This is a genomic window from Candidatus Amarolinea aalborgensis, from assembly GCF_900491745.1.
GTDB lineage: Bacteria > Chloroflexota > Anaerolineae > SSC4 > Amarolineaceae > Amarolinea > Amarolinea aalborgensis.
In genome coordinates, this window is sequence record NZ_UETR01000007.1 from 152,852 (window position 1) to 177,841 (window position 24,990).

Below are 24,990 nucleotides of genomic sequence, written 5' to 3' on the forward strand. Positions count from 1 at the left end.
AAGGACGAACGAAGTGAACAATAATCACAATCATGATCACGATCATGATCACGAGCACGACGAGGATGAAGAAGGTGTGGAAATCATCGTGCTGAGCGATGAGGATGGCAACGAGGAGGAGTTTGCTCTCGTGGAGGTCATCACGGTGGCCGATCAGAACTATGCGGTGTTGACGCCGCTGGATGATGAAGAAGGCGACGAAACCGACGATGAGGGCGATTCCGTGGCCGATGAGTCGCCGTTGATGATTCTGCGCATCGAGCAAGAGGACGGTGAGGAAATTCTTGTCGAAATCGAAGACACAGACGAGTTCGAACGGGTGGTAGCCGCCTGGGAAGAGCAGACCGAGTAGCAAAAAGAGACGCCAGCTTGAGCTGGCGTCTCTTCTTTTTAGCTGGGGGATAGGGACTCGAACCCCAACACGCAGATCCAGAGTCTGCTGTCCTGCCTATTAGACGATCCCCCATTGCCGACGGCAGTGGGGGAATTTTAGCACAAGGGCCGCGCTGTGACAAATCTGTGGGGCGCGGCCAGAAATCAGGCGCGGCTCAGGCGAAGCGCCCCATGAACTTCTCAATCACGGTCACAAACTGGATCGGGGTCTCGTGCATGGGGTAATGGCCCGCATTGGACATCACATGCAGTTCTGCGTTGGGCAGCCATTGCATGATGGTGGCCTGCACGAATGCGGTCGGCACGCCGCCGTCATATTCACCCGTCATCGCGAGGAATGGCGTCTGGCAGCCAGCCACAGCGGCGGCAAAATCCTCGCCTGCCCACATGGTGAAATAGTCGCGATAAGCCTCTGGCGTGGTGGTGCGCAGCGATTCGCGAATCATGTGCTGTTCCCAAACCTTCGTATTGCGGTTGCCCGTCGTGACCATGCAAATCGTGCCGCGGTTGGCTGGAATCTCCCAGGCGGTCGAGAAAAGTTGATACCCGCCCTCATCCAGGTCAATGCGACAGGCCGGCACAGGGCAGACGCCCACCGCGGCCTTGAGGCGATCGCTGTGGTGCGCGCAGAGGTACTGCGCGACCTTGCCCATCATCGAGTGCCCCACAAAGAAGAACCTGTCCCATCCCAGGCTGTCAGCCAGGGCAATGACATCGGCCGCGACTTCGGCGTTGGTGTGCTGGCCGGCGATCGCCCTGGAGCCGCCGTAACCACGGGGGTCAGCAAAGCAGTAGGTAAATTGCTCTCGATCTAGCCAGTTATGAATCGGCTGAAAAACGCCGCGATCGCCCAACCAGCCGCCCATGACGATGACTCGTTGGGCGCCTTCCCCGATAGTCTCGTGCGCCAGAATCGCTGCTGCAGTCATGTTGAACCTCCCTTGAAGAAAACGGATGCAGGTTTGATGTTGCCAATCGGGTCACTGCGGTTTGGCCGCAGAATTTGCTTCGTTACGCCTGCGCCTTGGGCGCGCCTAATCTCCAGCTAAGGCAGCCAGCTTGCTCAGCGCAATATCTACCCGCGCCAGCACAGCCGCGATGCCCAACGCCTGCATGCTGGTGAAGAGCGGCGGCGTCACCGCTTTGGCGCTGATGGCAATGCGCAGGATGCCGAACAATTGCCCGGCGCTGAGATGCAAGGTTTCTGCCAGCTCGCGCAATGTGGACTCGACATGCTCAGGATCGTCCAAATCACCCAGGCTGACCAAGGCCGCGCGCGCAGCGGTCAGCGCCTGGTGCGAGGCGGCGGCATCGAGCTTTTTGGCCACCAAGAGCTTGCTGTCGTAGTCCGGCAGCGCGTCTAGCAGAGCAAAGTCGAGCATGGCCGCAGCCTCAGACAGCGTTTTGATGCGCTCTTGCACATCCACGAGCAGGATGTCCAGCGCCGGGTTGGCGTCCACTGCGGCGGCGTCCAGGTGAAGCGCCGCCGCCAAGAAAGGCACGAGCCGCTGCTTGAAATCGGCGGGCGCCAGGTTGCGCATGTAAACGCCGTTGAGCCATTCCAGCTTGCCATAGGGCAGCGCGGCCGGCGCGGGGTTGATGCCGGTCAGATCGAAGCCGGCAATCGCCTCCTCTTTCGTGAATACCTCACGGTCGCCGCCCATGGACCAGCCGACGTTGGTCAGCAGGTTGAAGACAGCCTCAGGCAAATAACCCTCGCTGCGCAGCTCCTCGACGAACACGGGGTACTCCTTGTCGCCCACGCGCACTTTGCGCTTGCTCATCTTGCCCTTGCCGCTCGGATCCAGAATGACCGGCAGATGGGCCATGATCGGAATTTCCCAACCGAAGGCCTGGTAGAGCAGCACATGACGCGGGGACGACGCAATCCATTCGTCGGCGCGCAGGATGTGACTGATCTCCATGAAATGATCGTCCACCACCACGGCCAGGTGATAGGTCGGCAGGCCGTCGGACTTGAGCAGCACGACATCGTCGAGGGTGTTGTTGCTGAACACCATCTCGCCGCGTACGGCGTCGTGCACACTGGTGGAACCATCCAACGGCGTGGCAAAGCGAATGACGAACGGCGCGCCTGCCGCTTCGATGACCGCGCGTTCGTCCGCGCTCAGGTAACGGCAGTGGCGGTCATAACCAGGCGGCTGTTTGTTGGCCGTCTGCTCCGCGCGCATCGCCTCCAACCGCTCGGCCGAACAGTAGCAGTGATAAGCGTGTCCCTGATCTACCAGCCAGGCAGCCCATTGCCGATACAAGGCTGCGCGCTCGGTTTGCGTGTAGGGGCCATACGGTCCGCCCACGTCCGGGCCTTCATCCCAATCAAGGCCTAACCAGCGCAGGTTGGTCATCAGGTTGGTCACCGAATCGGCCACGAAACGCTTTTGGTCGGTGTCTTCGATGCGCAGAATGAATTGGCCGCCGTGGTGACGAGCAAAGAGATAGTTGAACAGCGCGGAGCGGGCGCCGCCGATATGCAGATAGCCGGTGGGGCTGGGGGCGAAACGAACGCGAACGGGACGATCAGTCATGCGGAAAATTCCTCCCTGAGAGTTCAAGCAGAGATTGTAGCATAGGCAAGGTAAGTGGCAAGTTTGTTGGCGCGTGTTTGAGCGCGCAGGGAGCAAAAAGGCCAGGTCATGGAAATGACCTGGCCCTGAGAGACGAAATCGCCTGCATTGTTACCCTTGTTCGGCCGCTATGACCGCATCACGGCGTCCCAGCAAGAGCACCGCCGCCATGAGTGACGTACCTGCCAGGCTCAGCGGCGCCAGCGGCGGCGGCGCGCTTTCCTCACCACCGGGAGGGCCGAACCGTTCGCTGCGCCCGCCGCCTTCCTGACGGCCCTGCGCGATGCGGATCGTCGTATTCCCTGAAGGAGCTACCAAAGCGGCCTCCCGCCTGTCCTTGTTGCGCGCTTCTTGGTGTTCCACTACCCCAATAACGCCTGTCAGGCTCAATGCCAGGAAAAGCACGGCCAGCGCGCGGCGCCATGACGACGGCGCCAACAGGCTCAGCCCGGCCAGGATCAGACCGATGGCGCTGGCCCCGACGCCCACAAGCTGAATGCCGTCCGTGTGCTGGGTCACGATTAGCTCCACCAGCAGCAGCGCGAATGCGCCCGCGATCAGAAGCATCAGCAGCGACCAGACATGGCGCTGAACCAGAGTTTGTAAAGACTTCACACAGAACCTCCACATCATCCAAATAATGCTGGCATGGCGCCGCGTCGGCCATCTCTGCGGTGGCGTGCAATGCTCCCTGCCTGTCCTTATCATAGCATACGCAACCGGGCAGATGGTTAAGTCCAATGCAACTCTTTGTTAAGATTTTGTAAAGTGGGAGAGGTCTGGATTGATCAATGGCGGCTGGCCTGCTACAATCGCGATTGCGAACGAATACGGGGGAGTCCAAGCATGAACTTTCAATGGTTGAGGATGAATCGCGCCGCACATGCAAACGGCGCGCGGCGCTTCTGCGCCGCGGCGAGTGCAGCTCTGATGATGGCCCTGGTGTTGAGCGCGTGTGCGGCGCGCGTCGCGCCGCCGCCTGACCAGGCGGCCCCCGCGCCGCCGATCGCCGCCGTCACGCCGCTGCCCCTGCCCGCGGCGGCCCGCGTCCGCCCATTCCCGATGCAGGCCGTGCCAGCCGACAATCCGACCACCGCGGCCAAGGTAGAGCTCGGCCGGCAGTTGTTTTTCGATCCCGTTCTGTCGGCCAGCCGCAGCATGTCGTGCGCGACCTGTCACCATCCCGATCTCGGTTTCTCCAATGGGCAGCCGGTCAGTACGCCGCGGCCGGGCGCCCCTGGTCGTAACGTACAGACGCTTTGGAACACCGGCTTCAACCGCTTTCTGCTGTGGGACGGCCGCGAGACTTCGCTGGAGTCGCAAGCGCGGCTGCCCTTGACTCTCCCCAACGAGATGGCTGAAACGCCCGCGCAGTTGGAAACGACGCTGCGCGCAATTCCGGGCTATTTGACGTTGTTCGTGCAAGCGTTTGGCGGCGGGGAAGAGGCGGTGACCTTCGATCATGTGACGCGCGCGTTGGCCGCGTTTCAACGCACCCTGATCAGCGACAACAGCCCGGTGGACCGCTACCTGGCCGGGGAAACCGGCGCGTTGACTGCCTCGCAGCAGCGCGGATTGGCGCTGTTTTTTGACGAGCGTACGCACTGCGCAGAGTGCCATCAACCGCCGACCTTTGCCGCGGAGACCTTTCGCGTGGTTGGGGTGGAGAGCGAGGACGCCGGGCGCGCAGGCGTCAGTCCCAACGGTCTGCGCGGCGCGTTCAAAGTGCCAACGCTGCGCAATGTGGCGCGCACCGCGCCATACATGCACAACGGCTCCCTGGCGACGCTGAACGATGTGATTGCGTTTTATGCGGCGGGCGCGGGCCGGGCGCGCGGCCTCTCCGGCGTTGATCCGCTGCTGAAGGGATTCGATTTGAGCGATCAGGAGCAGGCTGACCTGGTTGCGTTTCTGCAAGGGCTGACCGACGAGAGCCTGCTGCCGGTCGTGCCGGCGCAGGCGCTTTCCGGCCTGCCAACCGTGGCGCGCCAGCCGCGGCCTTGATAGGCGCTGTTCTCAGAAAAACATTGCGAGCGCAGCCAGCGCAAATCTGCGTCCAACTCCAACAAGGCGGACGCAGATCAACGCAGATAAACGCTGCACGGTCAATAGGGGTGAAGGTGCACAAAACCCCAACAAGTTCGGGATTCCCGCACGGCTTCGCCTGGACGGGGGCGCGGAGGCGAATCAAAAAACGAGCGTGGTCGCAGCGGCCACGCTCGTTTCGTTTCTTAATCCCGGCGGTCGCGGCGTTAGGGCCGCAGGCGCGCCTGGAAGCGCCAACCGACGATGGCGCCCAGCAGAAGCGCCAGCAGCGCAGCGGCTGCAACCGACTGGGCCGCGGGCGATGAGGCGGCCGCGGCGACGCCGGTCAACTGGACGGCGGTTGGATTGACGACGTTGACGGTCAACGTGGTGTTGGCGTGGCGATCGCCGCCAGGCGTGTCGTCCAGGTTGACGGAGTTGCCCGCGGCGTAGAGTATAACGGCCTGCGGCGCAGAAGCCGGGGCGGTCCACTGAAAGCTGAAGACAGCCACGCCTGCGCCGTTATTGGCCTTGGGGCTGACGTGCGTAATTTCGCCATCTATGATCTGCGTGTCGCCGCCCAGGCTGGAAATCACGCCGTCGGTGGCGGATACATTGAAGCCAGCCGCCGTCTGCGAGGCTACAGCTTGACTCTGGATGGTGAGCGCGTAGATGGCGCTCTCGCCAGGGCCGAGGGTTGCTGGCCCACTCAGGGACACGATGGGCTGCACGCCGCCGCCGTGGCAGGCGTTGCATGACATACCGAAGTTCGTCGCCGGGTTGCCAGAATGGCCGACGATGCCGGTATCGAAAGCCCAGATGGGCGTCGCCAGCCACAGCACGGCGACCAGGCCGGCCACAATCAGAACTGCCAGGACAAAGGTTTTTTTCATACCTTCCTTCCCTTCCCGCTTGAAGCCTGCGTCGTTGCAGGCTCCAAGTCATTGCCATCGAATTTGCGGCACGGGACCGCGGCATCCTTGCTTGCAAGCCAGGCTGTTACTGCGTATAGCAAGCCTGGCCCAGGGCACAACCCCAATGCGCGGCATCCATCATCACATCGCTCACATCAATGACGCCGCTGCCATCCAAATCGAATTGACTCTCATAACAGGAATCCTGCACAGCAGACGAGCAGTTCCAGTGACTGGCGATCGCGACGATGTCATTGGTGTCAACCGTGTGATCGCAGTCCAGATCGAACCGTGAGCAGGTGGTAAGCGTCGTCGGCACGAACATGGGGCCTGAGAAACAGGGCCACGTATTCGCCGTGTTGTCTGTCCAGCAGTACTGCGCAGGATAAGGCGGCTGATTGTGTCTCCAGGTGGTAATGGTCACGCTTTGCGGCACGTACCAGAGCACGATGTTCTGGTTGCTCACCGATTCGCCATTGATGAACTGCTCTGGGCCTTGCACGTACGTGCCGGTGCAGCACTGACCCAGCGCGGGCATGTCCGCGTCGCCTTCGGAAACCTTGTGCTGCGTGACGTAAAGCCAGGCATTGTCGCCCGTGCCTCCATCATCGAACTGACCCTGGCCTGGCTCGATGTAGTAACCAAAGCCGGCCTGGTCCATCACACGGTAGCGATACCCTTCGGTGGTGTAAGGGCCGCTTTGCAGCCACCAGGCCTCCGTGGCCTGATCCACCCACTGCGAGCCGTTCCAGAGGGACAGGGTGTCGTTACTATCTCCGTTCACGGCGATGTCAATGCGCACCACCGGGCGATAGGTCGCCTCCTGATCCTGGTCATTGCCGCAGCCCTGGCCGAAGGCCGCCGTGACGACGCGGAAGCGGCCATCGGTGAAGAACTGGAAGTGCTGTTCATAGCGATAGTTGCAGGACGCGCCCCAGTTGGACATACGGAAATCTTGCACGACCTCGAAACCGACGACATTGTTCAGATGATCGTACAGGTTGCGCACTTGGGTCACGCCGTAGGGGTAGATAGGAAAGCCGCCGCCGCTGCCGCCGCAGCCGGTGTAGTCACGGTAGCCCCAATTGCCTGGATAGTGCGCGTGCCATTCGATCAGCTTCATGCGGGTGGCGACCGCCTGCGGCGATCCCCCAACGTCGTAGGTCAGACTAGTGATTTCAAGGGCATCGGTTGGGGTGGTGCGGTAGTCAAGGTTCCAGCCGTTGCGTGTGACATGGATCGTGGTGTTGCAGTCCTCAGGCTTGACCTCAGGCTTGGGAGCATAGAGCGCACTTTGCATGTCCTGCGGCCGCTCTGACCACCATATCTTGGCAATTTTGTCCTCGGTCAGGTCTACGAGCACCCACACGGCGCCGCTGTCCGTGAAGAAGGTCGCGCCCGCGCAGAGATGGCTCCCATCGCACTGTGTGTCCATGTGATTCTGATCCATCAAGCGAATCTGCGCTGGATCGGGAACGAAGCCCAGGGCTGCCTGCACGTCCGCGCTGGTGCGAATCAGTTCGATGGCGCGGCGATAGAAGCGTTGATTGATGAGCGGGAAGGTATTGGCGAGCTGCCAGGCTTCCAGCACCTTGCCCTGCCCCTGGTGAACGATGGCTGTCACGGTTGCGTTCTGGTCAAGGTTGTAGATGTCAACCTGGTAACAACGGCCATCGGCGCACGCGCTGAGGCTTGGTGCATAGGGGCCGACGAAGGGGTAGACCTCGAACACTTCGGCGCGATGACCACCGACGAGGTTCTGCACCTGGGACGACGCCAGCGCCACGTCTTGGGCTGCCTGCTCCGGCGCTGTCATGGCCTGCTCGGCCGGGTTGAGGGGGGTGATGGGGCCGCTGGCGGCCGCGGGCAGCCAATAGCTGCTCAACATAGCCAGCACCGCGACAAAAGCCGACAGTTGGGCGCGGAACGATAGACGATAGTGGATCCTTCTTTTCATTCGATTCTCTCTTCCACAACACAGCGAGACACGAAGCGATGGGACAATCACCTGACTAGAACGACCGCCAGGTGCAGCGGGCCAAGACCGGTGGTTCAGCGTCTGGAGCAGCGAAGGCGGCCAAGCAAACGCCAGTCTTCGTCTTGCCGCCAGCCCACAAGGTATCGCAGGGCGTGTAGTTTAGCACATCAGCTTTTGACCTGTCAAAGATGTGCGGCAGCGTCCCAAGCGTTTGCCGTTTGAGCGCGGCCATGCTGTCATGCTATACTGAAGGAGTCAGCGTCAGCGGGGAGAGGAACAGCCATGAGGCGAGTTTGCTCCGGTCGGCGCCGTCACAAAACAAGCAAGAAAAACAGGTGAAACCTATGCCAGACTTTCTCAAGACCGTCCGCAACCAGGTGCGCCGCAAGCCGCAGCGCGCAGACTATCAGAAGGAAACCATCTATCAAATCATTGACGAGGCGCCGATCTGCCATGTCGGTTTTGTCGTGGATGGTCAACCGTATGTCATTCCCACGCTGCACGCGCGCCAAGATGATGTGATTTTTCTGCACGGCGCGCCGGCGAGCCGTCTGCTCAAGGTGATCGAGACCGGCGCCGAGGTGTGCATCACGGTCACGATCGTGGATGGCATTGTGCTGGCGCGCTCCGCCTTCCATCATTCAATCAACTATCGTTCGGCGGTGCTGTTCGGCCGCGGCGCGATCATCACGGAGCCAGCCCAGAAGATGGCGGCGTTGGCGGCGATTACGGAGCATATCGCGCCCGGTCGCTGGCGCGAGGTGCGTCAGCCCAGCCAGCAGGAACTGGACGCGACCACAGTCGTGGCGGTGTCTATCGCCAGCGCGTCGGCCAAGATGCGCAGCGGTCCGCCGCTGGACGACGAGGCGGATTATGCGCTGCCGATTTGGGCCGGGGTGCTGCCGCTGGCGCTGGTCAGCCGCGCGCCGGAGCCAGACCCGCGCCTGCCGGCGGGCATTGCCTTGCCACCTTCTCTGCGCGATCCGGCCCATCAGCGGCGCTAAAATGTTCAGTAACCCGCTTTTGTGATAAAATGCATTAGCGGTCAACGCTGCCGTGCCGGCTTGACAGCACGTTGAAAACTTCATGCGCGCCCATGATCAAAGGAAAGACAGTCAGAGGAAAAAAGCGATGAATCCTACAAAACCTCGTCTGTATCCACGTGGCGCGGACTTGCTGCACAGCCCGCTCCTCAATAAGGGTACCGGTTTCACCGAAGCTGAACGCGAAGCGCTCGACCTGCGCGGGCTTTTGCCCTCGCGCGTGGCAACGCTGGCGCAGCAGGAAGAACGCGTGTTGCGCAATGTGCGCGGCCAACCCACCGCGTTGAGCAAGTATCGTTATCTCACCGGTCTCCTCGATCGTAACACCACGCTGTTCTACCGGCTGGTGATTGACAATCTGGATGAGATCATGCCGATCATCTACACGCCCACCGTCGGTCAGGCGTGCCAGCAGTACGGCCATGTTTTTCGCCAGGCCCGCGGCCTCTTCATCAGCATCAACGATCGTGGTCACGTCGTAGACATTCTGCGCAATTGGCCGTACACCGACGTGCGCATCATCGTCGTCACCGACGGCGAGCGCATTCTTGGCCTGGGCGACCTGGGCGCCAACGGCATGGGCATTCCCATTGGCAAACTGGCGCTCTACACCGCGTGCGCCGGCGTGCATCCGGCCTCCTGTCTGCCCATTACCCTGGACGTCGGCACCAACAACCAGGCCCTGCTCGACGATCCGCTCTACATCGGCCTCGCGCAGAAACGTGAGCGCGGCGAGGCCTATGATGCCTTCGTCGAAGAGTTCATTCTGGCGGTGCAGTACCTGTACCCCCGCGCGATTGTGCAGTTCGAGGATTTCGGCAACATGAACGCGTTCCGCCTGCTGCGCAAATACCGCGACCGCATCTGCACCTTCGATGATGACATTCAAGGCACCGCGTCCGTTGCCCTGGCTGGCGTCTACTCCGCGCTGCGGTTGACCGGCGGCCGCCTGGCGGATCAACGCTTCCTCTTCCTGGGCGCAGGTGAAGCTGGCATCGGCATCGGCGATCTGATCGTGACGGCCCTTGAGAATGAGGGCTTGTCAGAGAGCGAAGCCCGGCGCTGCTGCTGGTTTGTGGACTCGAAGGGCCTGGTCGTCGCGTCGCGCAGCGACCTGGCCGAGCACAAGCGTCCCTTTGCGCATGACCATGCGTTCCTTCCCGATCTGCAAGCGGCTGTGGAGGCGCTCAAGCCCACGGCTTTGATCGGCGTGTCCGGCGTTGGCAACACCTTTACGCAGCCGATTGTCGAGGCCATGGCGCGCCTCAATCCGCGGCCGATCATCTTTGCCCTCTCCAATCCCACGTCGAAGGCCGAATGTACGGCCGAACAGGCCTACACCTGGACCGAAGGCCGCGCCGTGTTTGCCAGCGGCAGTCCGTTCGACCCGGTGACGTACGCGGGCAAGACCTTCGTGTCAGGACAGGGTAACAACGCGTATATCTTCCCCGGCGTTGGCCTGGGCATTATTGCCTCTGGCGCCACCCGCATCACCGACGACATGTTCTACGCGGCCGCCAAGACCCTGGCCGGCCTGGTGAGCGAGGACGACCTGGCGTTGGGACGCATCTACCCGGCGCTTGACCAGATTCGGCAGGTGTCAGCGCATATCGGCGCGGCCGTGGCGGCCGTGGCCTATGCGCATGGCCTGGCCACGATGCCCGAACCGGAGGATTTGTTCAAGGCTGTCCGCGGCCAAATGTACGACCCAGTCTACGAATCGTACGTCTGATCCGAAAAATGGGCCGTGGATGAACACGGATCGCCGAGGATTGTCTGTTTTCATTCACGGTCGCACCGCGGGGCAGGGTAACTGACCTCTAGCCTGCCTAGATGAGGAAAAGCCGAAGACACAAATGCCATGCATGCGCATTTGTGTCTTCGCGGCCTTTGAGAAGCTCTGGGCTTCATCCGGCATGCACTGACAAGCATCTCGTACTGCGCTGTGTTTAGCCTGGCAAGGGATGACACGCCCCCTTGTCGCGCCGATATCGAACATGGAGGCACTATGTCATCAAAACCTTTAGGGATGACGATGGTCTTGGTGGCGGTGTGCGTCGCACTCGGCTCTGCCGGGTCGGGCGCAGAAAGCTTGCCCACCGCCATCCTCTACAGCCAGCCACCCAGCTCGAGCGGCGCCTTGTACCACTCTTCCTGGATGGACCCTGACGGCAGCGATTGGGATCAATGGGTCTGGGACAGCTTCATCTTGCCGTCAACCCAGGCAATCACCGAGATTCAGTGGCGCGGTGGGTTTGATCCCGCCTATCTTGGCTCCGGAGGCCCGGTGATCAACTTCACTGTCGCCATCTATCCCTCCATCGCAGCCGGCACGGAGCCCGCCGTGGCCGGTCCGCCCCTGGTGGAGTATGAAACCGGCGGAAACGCGGGCCAAACGCTGGCCGGCGTCTTTGGCGGCGCCACGCTGTACGACTACCAGTTTACCCTACCCGCGGCCTTTGTGGCTACGGGGGGGACGAAATACTGGGTGCAGATCGAGGCGTGGCAGCACGGCATCCCGGACTGGGGCCTGGCGCAGGGGACCGGTGGTAACGGAGCTCATTTCCGAAGGGTCTACGTCAACTACCAATCGGCGCCGGGCGATGCGGCGTTCACACTGTTGGGGCCACTGACCGCCTGCACCGTTGACTTCGATGGTAGCGGCCTGGTTGATGCGGCCGACATCACCAGCGTCGCCAGTCGCTGGCACAACGTCGCCCTCTATGATCCGCGCTATGACGTCGTCGAGCCGTTTGGCGTGATTGACATAGGCGATGTGATCACCACAACCGGTCATTGGGGCCAGAGCTGTCCGTAGGCCGCTTCAGCCCTGCACGGTGCGCTTGAACGAACCTGCTTCTAGGTTAACCGAAAAGCGGCGCGGTTTGCGTTCGACATCGGCTTGCTGGGTTGCAGGAAGTGCAGCTACTGTGGATTGATCATCACCCAGACCAGGCCACCTTTGGCTGCTTCCAACGCCACGCCAACCACCGGCGCACCTTCAGGCAGGTCGGCCGTGCCTGCGCCGCCTGCGAGCTGCAACTTGATCGTGCCCAGCGGCCGCGCCCGTCCATGGGCTCCGATGGTAAGGCGCTGACCGATTTCGATGGGCGTCGCGCTGTCCACTTTGACTTGCGCTGCGCCCAAGACCGTGAGCGCCACGTAGTCGCCAGGCTGGGCCGGCCCTTCGACGCTGCGCAGTTCGGATGCGGGCGCTTCGGTACGAGTTTCGCCTTCCGCCGACTGCGCACCGCTGGGCTTTTGGGTGAGGGCCAGGTGGCTTTCGACGACGCCGACCACATTGGTGAAGGTTCCGCCCGCCAGGCGCACCAGGGGCGTGTGCACCGTGCTGCCGGGAACAGGATCAGTGACGCCCGCCACGGCCACGATGTCGCCGGGAGTCAGACCGTCTGGACCGCTGACCTGCGCCACAAGAGAGAGGGAATGCATGAGCACGTTGCTGCCGTGGATGGCGTCCGGTGTGTACAATCCCCATTGGCCATTGGCCTGGGCCGTGTTGGCGTACACCCCGGTCGTGCCTGCCTGGTTCACATAAACGCCGTTGTTGCCCGTGAAGCCCACGGATACGCCGTCGTCGCCCGTCGAGTATATGTTCATACCGTCGTAGACTGTCGAGTCCACCACAACGCCTTGGCTCGCGGAGACCACGTACACGCCATTGCGGTCAGCTCGACCAACGTACAGGCCGTCACCCTGGGCGCCTGCGACCTCGAAGCCGTTCGAATAAGGTGAAGCCGCCGAGGATGACGGGCTGCCTGCCGCGCCCACGTGCACGCCGTCGCTGCCCGCCGAGTCTATGTACACGCCGTCGAAACCGGCCGACAGCACACGCACGCCGGCCCCGTCCGCCCGACCGACGTGCAAACCGTTGCCCTGGGCGCCCGCAACTTCGAAGCCATTCGAATAGGGTGAAGCCGTGAAGGAGGATGGGCTGCCTGCGAGCCTGACATAGACGCCATCTACTGCGCTGGCCACGGCCAGGCCGGTGGTGCCCGCCGAGTCCACGTAGATGGCCTCCATGCCGGACGAGAGGATGCGGAGGCCGACGCCCGTGCTGCTGCTGTTGCTCAGCACGAGCCCCGCGTAGTCCGACGCGCCGAAGGCCCCCTGGATCTTGAGCGGATTGTTGCTGCCCGTCCACGTCTGGCCCAGGTGAGTGTGGTTGTTGTCGCTGGTATATGCGCCGTTCTGGTTCCAGTGCCCGGCTGCGAGCTGGATATCGGCAATGGTGATGTGTCCGTCCTGGTTGGCGTCGCAGGCCGGATCGTAGGCCGCCCCGGGCGTGCAAGGGCCAGTCAGGGGCGCGGCCGTGATGCGATGGGGTGCGGCTGCCGTGGCTGCGGCCGCCGTGAGCAGGCCCAACAGCAGGGCCAACGTGAACAGTCTGCGCATGGTCATGAGAATCCTCCGTGGCTCACAGTCGAACAAACGAGGCACAAATCGGCCAGGAGGGTTGTAGCACACAGTGGGCAATTGTCAACCCGACGCACCCCACGCTAGAGGCAACCCATGCCCCATACTGACTTAACCGAACTGGCTCTGCGCCATGATGGCCCTGACGGGTACTGCCCACGCTGATACGAATAGGGGAGCAATACTATCCATCCAGTGGCGGATGCCACCCGACGTTGGTCCAAAAAAGGCGGGCCTGCACGATGTCGTCATTGTAGAGCTTGAGTGCAACAACGGTCGCACGCCCGATTGGTGTTCGTCCGATGGTGTGCGTACCGCTGGCTGACCAGGCAAAATGCTGGTGCCAGGGTTGGGTGCGAGGGTTAAACAGAGGCACGATGGCGCCTGTTTCAGGATCGGTCGCTTCAACCTGATCGCGTTTGAACTCGTTGCAGCGCCGGCACGACAACCAGAGGTTCTGTTCGTCTGATGTGCCGCCCTGCGCCGTGGGTAGAATGTGTTCAACGGTCAGCGGTTGGCCGATAATCTTGGAGGACGTACGGCAATAACCACACCGGGATCCGACAAGCTGGTGGAGGCGTTTGAGAAGTGAATCGGGGATTTTGGCGCTCATGGCTCGCTGTCCAGCTCGGCCAGGGAAGGGATGCGCTCACCCCGCCACTTGAGCAGCAGCGCCGCATAGGCTTTGCGAAACATTAGTTGGTCTGCTTCTGCGCGGAGGTGCGCAAGCTCTTTCTCCCCAGCAGTGTCCAGGGTTTTCGTGGCGTGTTGGCTCAACAAGGCATCGTATCGCGCGACCTGGGGGGCAGGGAGCGCAGCGTGCATTTCCTGCCAGAGGTCCGCAGTTGAACGAGTTTCGAGCTGCACCAGGGCAGCACGAAACGCAGGCGGCACATCCTCAAGGCCGGGTGGGAGCGTGACGCGCAGTGTTTCAGTCACAACCTCATCAATGGGCCGTTGGGATATCTCAGCGACGTGTCGCAAACGACGTGCGGCCGCAAGCGGAAGCCTGATCGTAAACATCTCCGTGGTTGCTGTCATTATCCATCTCTCCGGTTAGCCTGCGGTAGTATCCATCATTGATATTATAGCCTCAATGAGATGCTAGTACCAATCCTGGCCCAACTAGTCGTCCGCCGGTTTCTTCGTGTCCTGGTGGATACCATCCAATCCTTACGCGTCGCGCCCACCACGATAACAGGAAGTTTACTGCCGAAGACGCCGAGGATCGCTGAGGAAAAACAACAATGACCTGCGGTGAAGCACGCAGTCTGGTTGTTGTGCAATATCCATGCAGGTTGGCGCGCAGACACGAATCCGCCAAACGTCTTCGCGTCTGCGCCATCTTCGCGCCTTCGTGATCACTACTGCGGATTGACCAGCACCCAGACCAGGCCATCTTTGGCGGCTTCCAACGCCACGCCAACCACCGGCGCGCCCTCGGTGACAACCATACCCTCGACCGTGCGGGTCTGCAGCGGCCGTACGTGGCCGTCACTGCCAACCGTCAAACGCGTCCCGGCGGCGATGGCGGTGTCGCCTGGCGCCGTCCTCACCTGCATCGGCCCGCTGTAGACGATGGTGACGTACTCACCGGGCTGCGCCGCGCCGTCGCGTGGCACCAGGCGTTTGCCCGTTTCCATGGGCCGGTGTTCTTTCTCGGTGACCAGTTCAGCTCGCCCGGCGACGACGCCGACGACAGCCTGGCCCGGCTGGGCCTGCGTGACTTGCCACAAGGCCGGCCCGGTGTCGAAGTCGGTGGACGCGATACTTTGGACGCTCACCACATCGCCCGGCTGAAGCGCGTGATCGCCGGCATTGATGCCGAAGTTGGCCTGCAGGCAGCCAATGCAGTTGCCTGTCACATTGATGTCGCCAACGAAATTGCCGGCATAGGCGGCGCCGTACGCGTTGATGCCATCATACCCGGCTGCGCCTACGTAAACGCCGTAGCTGCCCGCTGAGTGTACATTGAAGCCGACAGTTCCCGCCGTGTACACGGTAAAGCCAGTATAGCCAGTCGAGTCCACGTAGACGCCATTGTAACCCGCCGAATTGACGTGTAGCCCTTCCCGGTCAGCGCGACCAACGAACAGTCCGTGACCCTGGGCGCCGGCGACCTCGAAGCCATTCGCTTCGGTCGACGCGGAGTTGGAGGATGGGGTGCCCGCGGTGCCCACATAGACGCCGTCTTGACCCGAATGATTTACGACCATCCCGTAGGCGCCCGCGCTGCCAACATAGATGCCGTCAATGCTGGCCGTGGGTATACTCAAGCCATGCCCCGCGCTGTTGCTCAGCACGAGCGGCGCATAGTCCGGCGCGCCGAATACACCCTGGATTTTCAGCGGGTTGTTCGCGCCTGTCCAGGTCTGGCCCAGGTGGGTGTGGTTGTTGTCGCTGACGAAGGCGCCGTTCTGGTTCCAGTGGCCGGCCGCAAGCTGGATATCGGTGATGGTGATATGCCCGTCCTGGTTGGCGTCGCACGCGGGATCGTACGCGGCGCCGGGCACGCAGGGGCCGGTTAGAGGTGCGGCGATGGTGCGATAGGGGGTGGTTGCCGTGGCGCCGGCAGTCGTGAGCAGGCTCAGAAGCAGGGCCAACGTGAACAGTCTGCGCATGGTCATGAGAATCCTCCTCGGTCTACAGTCGAACAAATGATGCACAAATTAGCCAGGAGGATTGTAACGTACAATTCGTGTCTTCGCCACGTTCGCGCCTTCGTGATAACTACTGTGGGTTGACCATCACCCAAACCAGGCCGTCCGTGGCGGTTTCCATAGCCACCCCGATCACCGGCGCGCTCTCGGCCAGCAACACGCCCTGGACCTCAACGGTCCTGAGGCTGCGTGCGTAGCCGGGTCGGGCCGCGACGGTGAGGCGCTGACCGGCCACGATGGGCGTGGCGCTGGTGGCCTTGACCTGGGCGGCGCCGAAGATGGTCAGCGCCACGTAGTCGCCGGCATGGGCGGGGCCATCGGCGCTGCGTAGCTCTGGCGCCGCGGGCTCGCCTGACATTTCAGTCTCAGTCGTTGGCGATTGGCTTGGGTGGGCGGTCAGCACCAGGCGACTGGCAACCACGCCAATGACGCCGGTGAAGGTTGCGTCAGCCAGGCGCACGAGTGGCATGTGCACTGTGCTGCCGGGCGGAGGATTGGCGACCCCCACCACGGCCACGATGTCGCCGGGGGTGAGAGTGTCCGGCCCGCTAACCTGCGCCACCAGGGAAAAGGACTGGGCCAAGACGTTGCTGCCATGGATCTTGTCGTCCGTGTAGAATCCCCATTCACCTGAGGCTTGGGCTGTATCAGCCACCACGCCGCTGTAGCCCGCCGAGGTCACGAGCAGGCCGTTGTAGCCCGCCGAGTCCACGCGCACACCAAATTGGCTCGCCGAGCCTACGTAGACGCCATTGGAGCTGGCCGAGTTCACGTGCACACCATTGCCGGTCGCTGAGTTGACGTACAGGCCATTGATCGCCGAGTTCACGTATACGCCGTTGTTGACCGCATTGGCCACGTACAAGCCGTTGGTGCCCGCCGAGTTCACGATCAAACCGTTAGCATCTGCACTCTGCACCCAAACGCCGGTCCCCGCGTGGTCAATCACCGCGCCGATGGCGCCATCCAGGATGCGCAGACCGTAGCCGTAACTGTTGGTTTGGGTGGGCAGGGTGTTCTGCAACACCAGCGCCGCGCCGATGGGCTGGCCGGGCACGTAAGGCCAGGCGTCGAACGGCCCGCTGATGACTAGTGGGTTGTTGCTACCGGTCCACGTCTGGCCCAGGTGATTGTGGTTGTTGTCGCTGACATAGGCGCCGGTCTGGCTCCAATGGCCGGCAGTCAGTTGGATGTCGTTCACGGTGATGACGCCGTCCTGGTTGGCGTCACAGGCCGGATCATAAGTCGCGCCGGGGGCACACGGTCCAGCCAGGGGTGCACTGCTGGCCGCACCGGTCAGGGTGGCCAGCAGGGTCAGGACGAGAATCAGAGAGAATAGTTTATGTACGTTCATGATTTGTTCCTTCTCGATCAGTTGAACTTCGTGCCTTCGCCACCTTCGCGCCTTCGTGATGGTTACTGCACGTTGACCAGCACCCAGATCAGCCCTTCGCCGCTGGCCAATGGCTCCAGCGCCGTTCCGATGACCGGCGCCCCCTCGGTGACCACCATGCCGTCGAGGGTACGCATGCGCAGGGCGCGCGCGTGGCCGGCCAGGTCCGCGGCCGTCAAACGTTGGCCGATCGTCACCGGGCCATTCGCGGTGGAAACCTTCACCCGCGCCGCGCCCATCACCGTGAGCGCCACGTAATCGCCGGGCTTAGCCGGGCCGTCCGCGCTGCGTAATTCGGTATTTGTTTCACTGCCTGCCGGCTGCGGATGGCTGGGCAGCGGGGTGACGACCAAGCGGCTTGCGACGACGCCGACGACACTGGTAAAGGTTCCGCCCGCCAGGCGCACGAGTGGGGTGTGCACCGTGCTACCGGGTGCAGGATCGGTGATGCCTGCCACGGCCACGATGTCGCCGGACGCCAAAGCGTCTGGGCCGCTGACCTGGGCTACCAGAGAGAGGGAATGAAGGAGCACGTTGCTACCATGGATGGCGTCGGGCGTGTAGAGCCCCCATTGGCCACTGGCCTGGGTCGTGTTGGCGTACACGCCGGTCACGGCTGCATTGTCCACAAGCACGCCGAGGGTGCCCGCCGAGAGTACCTCCATGCCGATATTGCCCGCCGACCACACGAATAGGCCGTTATTTTCCGCGTTGCCAATCTCCACCCCGTTGTTATAAGACGTTTGGTTACAGGTGCTCTGGGATCCCGTATGGCAGACGAAGATACCGTCATGGCTCGCCGAGTTCACGTACACGCCACTGCTGGTCGCCGAGTTCACGTACAGTCCGTTGATGGCCGTGCCCAGGTACAGGCCGTTGTTGACCGCGCTGCCCACGTATACGCCGTTGGTGCCCGCTGAGCTCACGTGCAATCCATCGCCGTTCGCCGAGTCAACCAACACGCCGTTGTTGCCTGCTGACTCCACCCACACGCCGCTGCCGCCGCCTGCGTTCACACGCAACCCAGGGCCAGCGCTGTTGCCCAGGAGAAGCGGAGCCCAAGAGGGACTGCCAAAGGATCCCTCGAGTATCAGCGGGTTGTTGTTGCCTGTCCAGGTCTGGCCTAGATGGGTGTGGTTGTTGTCGCTAACATAGGTGCCGGTCTGGCTCCAGTGCCCGGCAGTCAGTTGAAGGTCGTTCACGGTGATGACGCCGTCCTGGTCAACATCACACGCGGGATCGTAACCGGTGCCGGGGACACATGGCTCAGCCAGGGGTGCACTGCTGGCCGCACCGGTCAGGGTGGCCAGCAGGGTCAGGACGAGAATCAGGGAGAAGAGTCTATGTGCGTTCATGAATTGTTCCTTCTGTTTTGTGGCGCAGGATGGTCTTGTGGCCGGTCGGATGGGGTAAGCGAGCCGCCTGCGCGGGGCTTGCTTACCCAAACGGGGCGGCCGTTCATCGCCGGCCGGGAGCTGGCTCGCCGCAGGCTGCGTCCTCAAGAACGCGCGCGGGTAGCTGCCTGACGCCGGCGGGCGGCTCGGGCGGCCAAGGCCGCCCGGGATCGGGACTGGTGCGTGAATATCAGTTGAGCGTGATACAACCGATGTGCGGAAGCCGGCGTTGATGCCGGCTTATATGACAGAGGTAAAAACGGAGGCTGGTGGATGACGATCTGTCGCGGGTCAACAAGACTCGCAGCAGGTATGCCTAGTCGCTCTTCTTCCTTTCAGTGCTGCCTATGGTATCTCAACCCTTTGTATTGTATCACAATCTGAGGTTGTTTGCACTTTCCCGCGCCCTCGGCCAGGAATTTCAAATGTAGCACACATTCAACCACAAGGAGCACAGAGAAACGGCAGATCAGACGCAAATCGGCAACTTCTCTGCGCTCTTTGTGATCTCTGTGGTCAAAAACCCGGCCACACTTAGAATTGCTGGCCCTCGGTGGTGAAGCCGCGGGTTTGGTGGGGACGCAGAAGCCTTCTTACCGGCGGATGCGCGCGATCCACGAAGGCCGGCACGAAGAGACGAATCAGGCCCAGCGTCCTTCGCGCCTTTATTCCCTTCGCGCCTTCGTGATCACTACTGCGGATTGACCAGCACCCACACCAAGCCATCTTTGGCGGCTTCCAACGCCACGCCAACCACCGGCGCGCCCTCGGTGACAACCATACCCTCGACCGTGCGGGTCTGCAGCGGCCGTACGTGGCCGTCACTGCCAACCGTCAAACGCGCACCGGCGGCGATGGCGTTCTCGCCCGGCGCTGCCTTCACCTGCATCGGCCCGCTGTAGACAATCGTGGCGTACTCACCGGGCTGCGCTGCGCCCTGACGCGGCACTAGGCGCTTACCGGTTTCACTGGGCCGGGGATGCTCTTCCGTCGCCAGCTCAGCTCGCCCGGCCACGACGCCGACGACGGTCTGGCCTGGTTGCGCTTGAACCACCTGCCACAAGGCGGGCGCGGTGTCGAAAGCGGTTGGCGTGATAGCCTGGATACTTACCACGTCACCGGGTTGCAGGGCGCGATCGCCAGCGTTGACGGCGAAGTTGGCCTGCAGGCAGCCGACGCAGTTCCCCTGGACGAAGATGTCGCCCCAAAAGTAGCCGCCATATAGGTCCCCATCGGCATTGACGCCATTCCCTGCCGTGCTCCACACTTCTACACCGTCGCTGCCCCCATAAGCTACGTATACGCCCTGGTGGGCCGATGTGCTCACGGACAGGCCAGTGCCGCCTGACCCGATCGACACGAAGCCACTACCGGAGGTAAGACCCGCGAGGAAACCCGTCGGTGCATTCTGGACATTGACGCCGGCCAACGCGGACGAAGTCACACGCAGGCCATAGCCGCCTGCCGAGTTCACAACCACGCCGTCATTGTCAGCCCGGCCAACGTACAGGCCGTCACCCTGGGCGCCGGCGACCTCGAAGCCATTCGCAGCCGTGGAGGCCGTGGCGGATGACGGGGTGCCCGCGGCGCCCACGTAGACGCCGTCTTGACCCGCGGCGTTCACAACCATCCCGTAGTAGCCCGCCGAGCCCACGTAGATGCCGTCAATGCTTGCATTGGGAATGGAAAGTCCGTGGCCCTGGCTGTTGTTGAGCACAAGCGGCGCATAGTCCGGGGAGCCGAAGGCGCCCTGGATCTTGAGCGGGTTGAAATACCCGGTCCAGGTCTGGCCGAGGTGGTTGTGGTTGTTGTCGCTGACATAGGCGCCGTCTTGGTTCCAGTGCCCGGCGGTCAGCTGGACGTCGGCAATGGTGATGTGTCCATCCTGGTTGGCGTCGCAGGCGGGGTCATAAGCGGCGCCGGGCGTGCAGGGGCCGGCCAGGGGCGCGGCGATGGTGCGATGGGGTGCGGCTGCCGTGGCTGCGGCCGTCGTGAGCAGGCCCAACAGCAGGGCCAACGTGAACAGTCTGCGCATGGTCATGAGAATCCTCCGTGGTCCACAGTCGAACAAATGAGGCGCAAATCGGCCAGGAGGGTTGTAGCACAGGATCACGCGCACGTCAACACCCATCTGCCGCTCGCTATTTGGCATTGCGCCGCAAACGGCTTATGATAAGCGGGCGCTGAACGGTCAGGTGGGGCGCGGCGATCTATTCTCAAAGAGGCTGGCTGGCAACTTGGTGATGACACATTCCGAACCCAGGGCGGGTCGTCATGGCATCCTGCGCGATTGGGCCGCAAGGATCGCAGCGATGAGAACAATATGAAAGGCCGTGGCCTGTTGACCTGGGTCATGGCCGTGTGCGTGACGGCGGCGTTTGCCGGCGCGATGGGCGTCATTCTGACCCTGTTCGATCACAACGAGCACATGTACATCACGGCGGGCGTGGAGGCGGCCCACGGCAAGGCCATCTACCATGATTTCGCCTATCTACAAATGCCGTATCTGCCCCTGTGGTATGGCAAGCTTTTTCAGCTGCTGCACCTCCAGGCTTACTATTTGCTCGCTGGTAAGTTGGTCAGTTGCTTCTTCTTGAGCTTGTCGGCGGCCGCTCTCTTCCTGATCGCGCGCCGCGTCGCCGGACAAGTCAGCCTGGCGCTCGGCATCGTCGCCCTGTTTCTGCTCAACATGACCATCGTCGGGCCGGCCGCGGAGGTGTCTAACTACATCGCGCCGCTGGCCCTGTCGCTGCTCAGTTTCTACGCCTTCTTGGCCTCAACCGAACGGCCGCGGGTCAAACCCTTCGGCCCGGCGCTCTCCGGCTTCTGCCTGGCCTTGGCCATCGGCGCTAAGCTGACCTATGCGCCGGTCGCAGCGCCGTTCCTCGTCGCCATCGGCTGGCTGCCGACTGAAAGCGCCACGCGGGTCGCGGCGTCCAGATACCGGCTCACGCGCGGACTCGCGCCGTTCGCGGGTGGTCTCCTGCTCGGCCTGCTGCCGCTGCTGGGTTATCTCTTCGAGTGGGATCGGTTTCTGTTCAACAACGTGGGCTATCACGATCTCAACACACGGTGGCGCCAGTTGACCGGTTTCGCGGGTGCGATGTCGGTCGCGGCCAAGCTGGACTTCGCCCGCCAGGTCTTCGTGCGCACCGACAATCTCATCTTGCTCGTGGGCATTCTGTTGGGATGTGGACTTGCGCTCTGGGCCGGACGCAAGCAGCGGCTAACGGTCCGATCTCTGCCGCCGGGCGCGCGCCTGGCTGTACTCTTCTGCCTGACCGCCGCGCCGACCGCGCTGGCGCCGACGCCCTCGTTTTTCCAATACTTTGCGTTGCCCCTGAGCGGCCTCTTCCTGCTTCTGATCTATGCCTGGGCGCCTGTTGCGCAGAACCTGGCCTGGCGATCAAGTCTGTGGCTGCTGCTGCTGATCCTGGCCTGCGGCGCCGCGAACGGCCCAGGTTTGCAGCGTTCACTGTCGCGCCTGGCCGATCCTCAGACCTGGAGCGGCGTTCAGATTCACCAGGCAGCCCTCAGCGTCCGTCAGAGACTGGAAGCAGCAGGCGCTGATAGGACTGGCAAAGTGGCTACCTTGTCGCCGTTGTACGCCCTCGAAGCCGGCCTGCCGATCTATCCGCAGTTGGCGACCGGGCCGTTCCTGTTTCGCGTAGGCGACCTGCTGAGCGCAGAACAACGCCAGCGCTTCATTGCCAGCTCGCCGCAGACGATCCATGAGCTCCTGAATGCGGAGCCGCCGGCTGCCATCCTGGTCGGTTTCGAGGGAGACCTGGACGCTGCGCTGCGCGACTACGCGACGCAGCGCCAATACGAAAAACAAGCCGGCATGGCGGGCGGCGTCGAACTGTACGTCCGCCCGCCATGAGTTGCGGCTTACGCGCCGCCCAACAAACGCCAGACCTGCGCCACCAGGAAAGTCACGCTGAAGCCCAGAGCCAGCGGCATCAGCGTCGCGATGACCGTCCATTTCAGGCTACCCGACTCCTTGTAGATCGTGTAGATGGTAGTGCTGCATGGATTGTGCATCAGGCTGAACAGCATCAGGTTGACCGCGGTGAGCAGGGTCCAGCCGCCGGCGCGGAAAAGCGCCGCCGTGGACTCCACTGTGTCGGTTTGGAACATGACGCCCGCTCCCCGGCCCGCGCCGGTCATGCCCGTGACCAAGACCGTGAGCATCAGAATGGTAGGCACGACGATCTCATTGGCGGGAATGGCGACGACGTAAGCCAGCAGGATCACGCCGTTGAGGCCCAGGAGTACGCCAAAGGGATTGAACAGGGCCACCAGATGCTCGGCCAGGCTGGGCGCGCCGATGTGAATGTTCGACACCAACCAGATGACCGCGCCGGCCGGCATGGCGAAGATCACTGCGCGCCACAGCACCGCGATCGTACGGTCAATGATGGATGTGTAGAGCGTCTGCAGCACACGCGGCGGGCGATAAGGGGCCAGTTCCAGGCTGAAGGTAGAGACCTGGCCCTTGAGCGCAGTGCGCGAGAGGGCCCAAGAAGCCACAAATGTGATCAGCACACCGAGCGTGGCGACCGCCATCACCGCGAGCGCGGAGATGATGCCGCCGAGATAGGCCGGCACCAGCGCGCCGATGAAGACGGTGGCAATAAGGATTTGCGTGGGCCAGCGCCCGTTGCACAAGGCAAAGTTGTTGGTCAGCATGGCGATCAAACGCTCGCGCGGGCTGTCAATAATGCGCGTCGCGACGATGCCCGCCGCGTTGCAGCCAAAGCCCATCATCATGCTCAAGGCCTGCTTGCCATGCGCGCCCGATTTCTTGAAGACATTATCCAGGTTGAACGCCACGCGCGGCAGATAGCCGAAATCTTCCAGCAGGGTGAAGAGCGGGAAGAAAATCGCCATGGGCGGCAGCATGACGCTGATGACCCAGGCCGTCGCCAGGTACATGCCGTCCAGCAGCAGGCCGCTGATCCACCACGGCACGTGAATGACGTCGGCCACCTGGTGCAGCCAGGGGTAGACGCGGCCGATGAGGAGCGAATCCAGCATCTTGGACGGGATGTTGGCGCCGGTGATCGTGATCCAGAAAACCAGCGCGAAGAGCAAGAACATGATGGGCAGACCCCAGCGGCGGCTGGTCACAAGCCGATCAATCGTCTTGTCCAGGGTCGGCCGCGCCTGGTGATCTGGTCGCGTCACCACGCTGTCGGCCAGGTTGGCGGCCTCAGTGAAGGTGGCCTCCACCACTTTTTCGTGAAAATCACCGCCGATTTGCCAGCGCAGCCGATTGGCATTGGCAATGATATCTTCGGCTGTTAGTTGCATGGTGTTGTTCATGCGGCCTCCAGGCGTAGTTGAATGTTGCCGGTCATGGCCTCGGGCGCAGTGCGGGTCAGATCGCCCAACTCACCGCGGCGCAGGGCCTGAATGATGCGTTCATCGCCATCGAGCAGGCGCCGCGCTACCCAGCGTGCGTTAGGCAGGGCCGGGTAGACGCTGTGAATCTGCGCCACCAGGGCGTCCACTGCGACCTTGAGCTCCACTGGCTCGGTCTCGATGCGATGGGGCTTGCAGACGGTGCGTCCCGTGGCGACCTCGCTCATGGCCTGCAGCAGGTCTTGCAGACCTTCGCCATAGCGGGCCGTGGTGGGCACCACCGGCACGCCGAGCCGGCGCGCCAGGTGGCGGGCATCCACGCTGACGCCATGCCGCCGCGCCTCATCTATCAGGTTGAGGCAGACCACCACGCGATCGGTGATCTCCAGCACCTGCAAGACCAGGTTCAAGTTGCGCTCCAGGCGGCTGGCATCCGCGACCACCAGGGTTACGTCGGGCTGCCCGAAGAGGATGAAGTCGCGCGCGACTTCTTCATCCAGGCTGGTGGCCAGCAGCGAATAGGCGCCCGGCAAATCTACCAGCTTGAAGCGTTGCCCGCCGTATTCGAAGCCGCCCTCGGCGCGCGTGACGGTCTTGCCCGGCCAGTTGCCGGTGTGTTGGCGTAAGCCGGTCAACGCGTTGAAAACGGTGCTCTTACCCACATTGGGATTGCCGGCCAGGGCGACGACGAAATCCCAGTTAGTCATGTCTACGCCCAGTTTAAGCAGATTGGCCGCGTTGTGCACCGGGCAGGTTTCGCAGCTGGCGTGGGCGGCCGGCATCGCCGGAATGGGCGTAGCGCGG

Annotated in this window: 18 protein-coding genes, 1 tRNA gene and 1 pseudogene; 6 read left to right on the forward strand and 14 right to left on the reverse strand. The window is 62.5% G+C overall.

From position 1 onward, the window contains the following. Positions 1-13: 13 nt before the first annotated feature. The gene (locus ACPQ6D_RS11685; RefSeq protein ID WP_423224499.1) at positions 14-352 is read left to right on the forward strand and encodes a DUF1292 domain-containing protein; all 339 of its coding nucleotides are present in this window, start codon (positions 14-16) and stop codon (positions 350-352) included. Between the two features lie 42 nt (positions 353-394). Here the strand turns inward: ACPQ6D_RS11685 and ACPQ6D_RS11690 are convergent. The 4 genes from ACPQ6D_RS11690 to ACPQ6D_RS11705 all read right to left on the reverse strand — a co-directional run bounded on the left by ACPQ6D_RS11690 (position 395) and on the right by ACPQ6D_RS11705 (position 3,593). Further along, positions 395-466: transfer RNA gene (locus tag ACPQ6D_RS11690), tRNA-Gln, on the reverse strand. A gap of 82 nt (positions 467-548) precedes the next feature. Next, positions 549-1,322, reverse strand: coding sequence for an alpha/beta fold hydrolase (locus tag ACPQ6D_RS11695; protein ID WP_423224500.1), 774 nt, complete (start codon positions 1,320-1,322; stop codon positions 549-551). A 105-nt stretch (positions 1,323-1,427) separates the two neighbouring features. Beyond that, a complete protein-coding gene (gene gltX, locus ACPQ6D_RS11700) occupies positions 1,428-2,939 on the reverse strand; it encodes a glutamate--tRNA ligase (protein ID WP_423224501.1) in 1,512 nt (503 codons plus the stop codon). 150 nt (positions 2,940-3,089) lie between these two features. Next, positions 3,090-3,593: a hypothetical protein gene (locus ACPQ6D_RS11705; RefSeq protein WP_423224502.1), complete on the reverse strand. Its 504-nt coding sequence runs from the start codon at positions 3,591-3,593 to the stop codon at positions 3,090-3,092. A 231-nt stretch (positions 3,594-3,824) separates the two neighbouring features. Between ACPQ6D_RS11705 and ACPQ6D_RS11710 the strand changes: the two genes are divergently transcribed. Beyond that, positions 3,825-4,982, forward strand: coding sequence for a cytochrome-c peroxidase (locus ACPQ6D_RS11710; protein ID WP_423224503.1), 1,158 nt, complete (start codon positions 3,825-3,827; stop codon positions 4,980-4,982). Positions 4,983-5,230: 248 nt separating this feature from the next. Here the strand turns inward: ACPQ6D_RS11710 and ACPQ6D_RS11715 are convergent, their stop codons facing one another. Then, positions 5,231-5,896: a choice-of-anchor V domain-containing protein gene (locus ACPQ6D_RS11715; protein WP_423224504.1), complete on the reverse strand. Its 666-nt coding sequence runs from the start codon at positions 5,894-5,896 to the stop codon at positions 5,231-5,233. A gap of 106 nt (positions 5,897-6,002) precedes the next feature. Then, positions 6,003-7,874, reverse strand: a complete 1,872-nt coding sequence (locus ACPQ6D_RS11720) for a hypothetical protein (protein ID WP_423224505.1) — start codon at positions 7,872-7,874, stop codon at positions 6,003-6,005. 365 nt (positions 7,875-8,239) lie between these two features. On the opposite strand from ACPQ6D_RS11720, the gene ACPQ6D_RS11725 reads away from it, so the two are divergent. From ACPQ6D_RS11725 to ACPQ6D_RS11735, 3 genes are all read left to right on the forward strand, one after another. Next, entirely contained in the window at positions 8,240-8,899 is a 660-nt protein-coding gene (locus tag ACPQ6D_RS11725) for a pyridoxamine 5'-phosphate oxidase family protein (protein ID WP_423224506.1), read from the forward strand. 127 nt (positions 8,900-9,026) lie between these two features. Beyond that, the gene (maeA, locus tag ACPQ6D_RS11730) at positions 9,027-10,670 is read left to right on the forward strand and encodes an NAD-dependent malic enzyme (RefSeq protein ID WP_423224507.1); all 1,644 of its coding nucleotides are present in this window, start codon (positions 9,027-9,029) and stop codon (positions 10,668-10,670) included. A gap of 276 nt (positions 10,671-10,946) precedes the next feature. Beyond that, complete coding sequence (locus ACPQ6D_RS11735; RefSeq protein ID WP_423224508.1) at positions 10,947-11,756, forward strand: DUF7901 domain-containing protein; 810 nt, start codon at positions 10,947-10,949, stop codon at positions 11,754-11,756. 107 nt (positions 11,757-11,863) lie between these two features. On the opposite strand, the gene ACPQ6D_RS11740 is transcribed toward ACPQ6D_RS11735, so the two are convergent. The 7 genes from ACPQ6D_RS11740 to ACPQ6D_RS11770 all read right to left on the reverse strand — a co-directional run bounded on the left by ACPQ6D_RS11740 (position 11,864) and on the right by ACPQ6D_RS11770 (position 20,860). Next, complete coding sequence (locus ACPQ6D_RS11740) at positions 11,864-13,357, reverse strand: hypothetical protein (protein ID WP_423224509.1); 1,494 nt, start codon at positions 13,355-13,357, stop codon at positions 11,864-11,866. 199 nt (positions 13,358-13,556) lie between these two features. Continuing rightward, on the reverse strand, positions 13,557-13,985 hold the full coding sequence (locus tag ACPQ6D_RS11745; RefSeq protein WP_423224510.1) for an HNH endonuclease: 429 nt from the start codon (positions 13,983-13,985) through the stop codon (positions 13,557-13,559). Further along, positions 13,982-14,311 (reverse strand): hypothetical protein, encoded by a 330-nt coding sequence (locus tag ACPQ6D_RS11750; protein WP_423224511.1) that lies wholly within the window; start codon positions 14,309-14,311, stop codon positions 13,982-13,984. The genes ACPQ6D_RS11745 and ACPQ6D_RS11750 overlap by 4 nt, the downstream gene beginning before the upstream one ends. 425 nt (positions 14,312-14,736) lie before the next feature. Continuing rightward, positions 14,737-15,999 carry a hypothetical protein gene (locus tag ACPQ6D_RS11755; protein WP_423224512.1) on the reverse strand — a complete coding sequence of 421 codons (1,263 nt, stop codon included), beginning with the start codon at positions 15,997-15,999 and terminating at the stop codon, positions 14,737-14,739. 103 nt (positions 16,000-16,102) lie between these two features. Then, on the reverse strand, positions 16,103-17,386 hold the full coding sequence (locus ACPQ6D_RS11760) for a hypothetical protein (protein WP_423224513.1): 1,284 nt from the start codon (positions 17,384-17,386) through the stop codon (positions 16,103-16,105). 62 nt (positions 17,387-17,448) lie between these two features. Continuing rightward, positions 17,449-18,780: a hypothetical protein gene (locus ACPQ6D_RS11765; protein WP_423224514.1), complete on the reverse strand. Its 1,332-nt coding sequence runs from the start codon at positions 18,778-18,780 to the stop codon at positions 17,449-17,451. Positions 18,781-19,510: 730 nt separating this feature from the next. Further along, a complete protein-coding gene (locus ACPQ6D_RS11770; protein WP_423224515.1) occupies positions 19,511-20,860 on the reverse strand; it encodes a hypothetical protein in 1,350 nt (449 codons plus the stop codon). 282 nt (positions 20,861-21,142) lie between these two features. On the opposite strand from ACPQ6D_RS11770, the gene ACPQ6D_RS11775 reads away from it, so the two are divergent. Further along, positions 21,143-22,702, forward strand: a complete 1,560-nt coding sequence (locus ACPQ6D_RS11775; protein ID WP_423224516.1) for a hypothetical protein — start codon at positions 21,143-21,145, stop codon at positions 22,700-22,702. 8 nt (positions 22,703-22,710) lie between these two features. Here the strand turns inward: ACPQ6D_RS11775 and feoB are convergent. Next, positions 22,711-24,968: pseudogene (gene feoB / locus ACPQ6D_RS23785) on the reverse strand (ferrous iron transport protein B). Between the last annotated feature and the right edge of the window lie 22 nt (positions 24,969-24,990).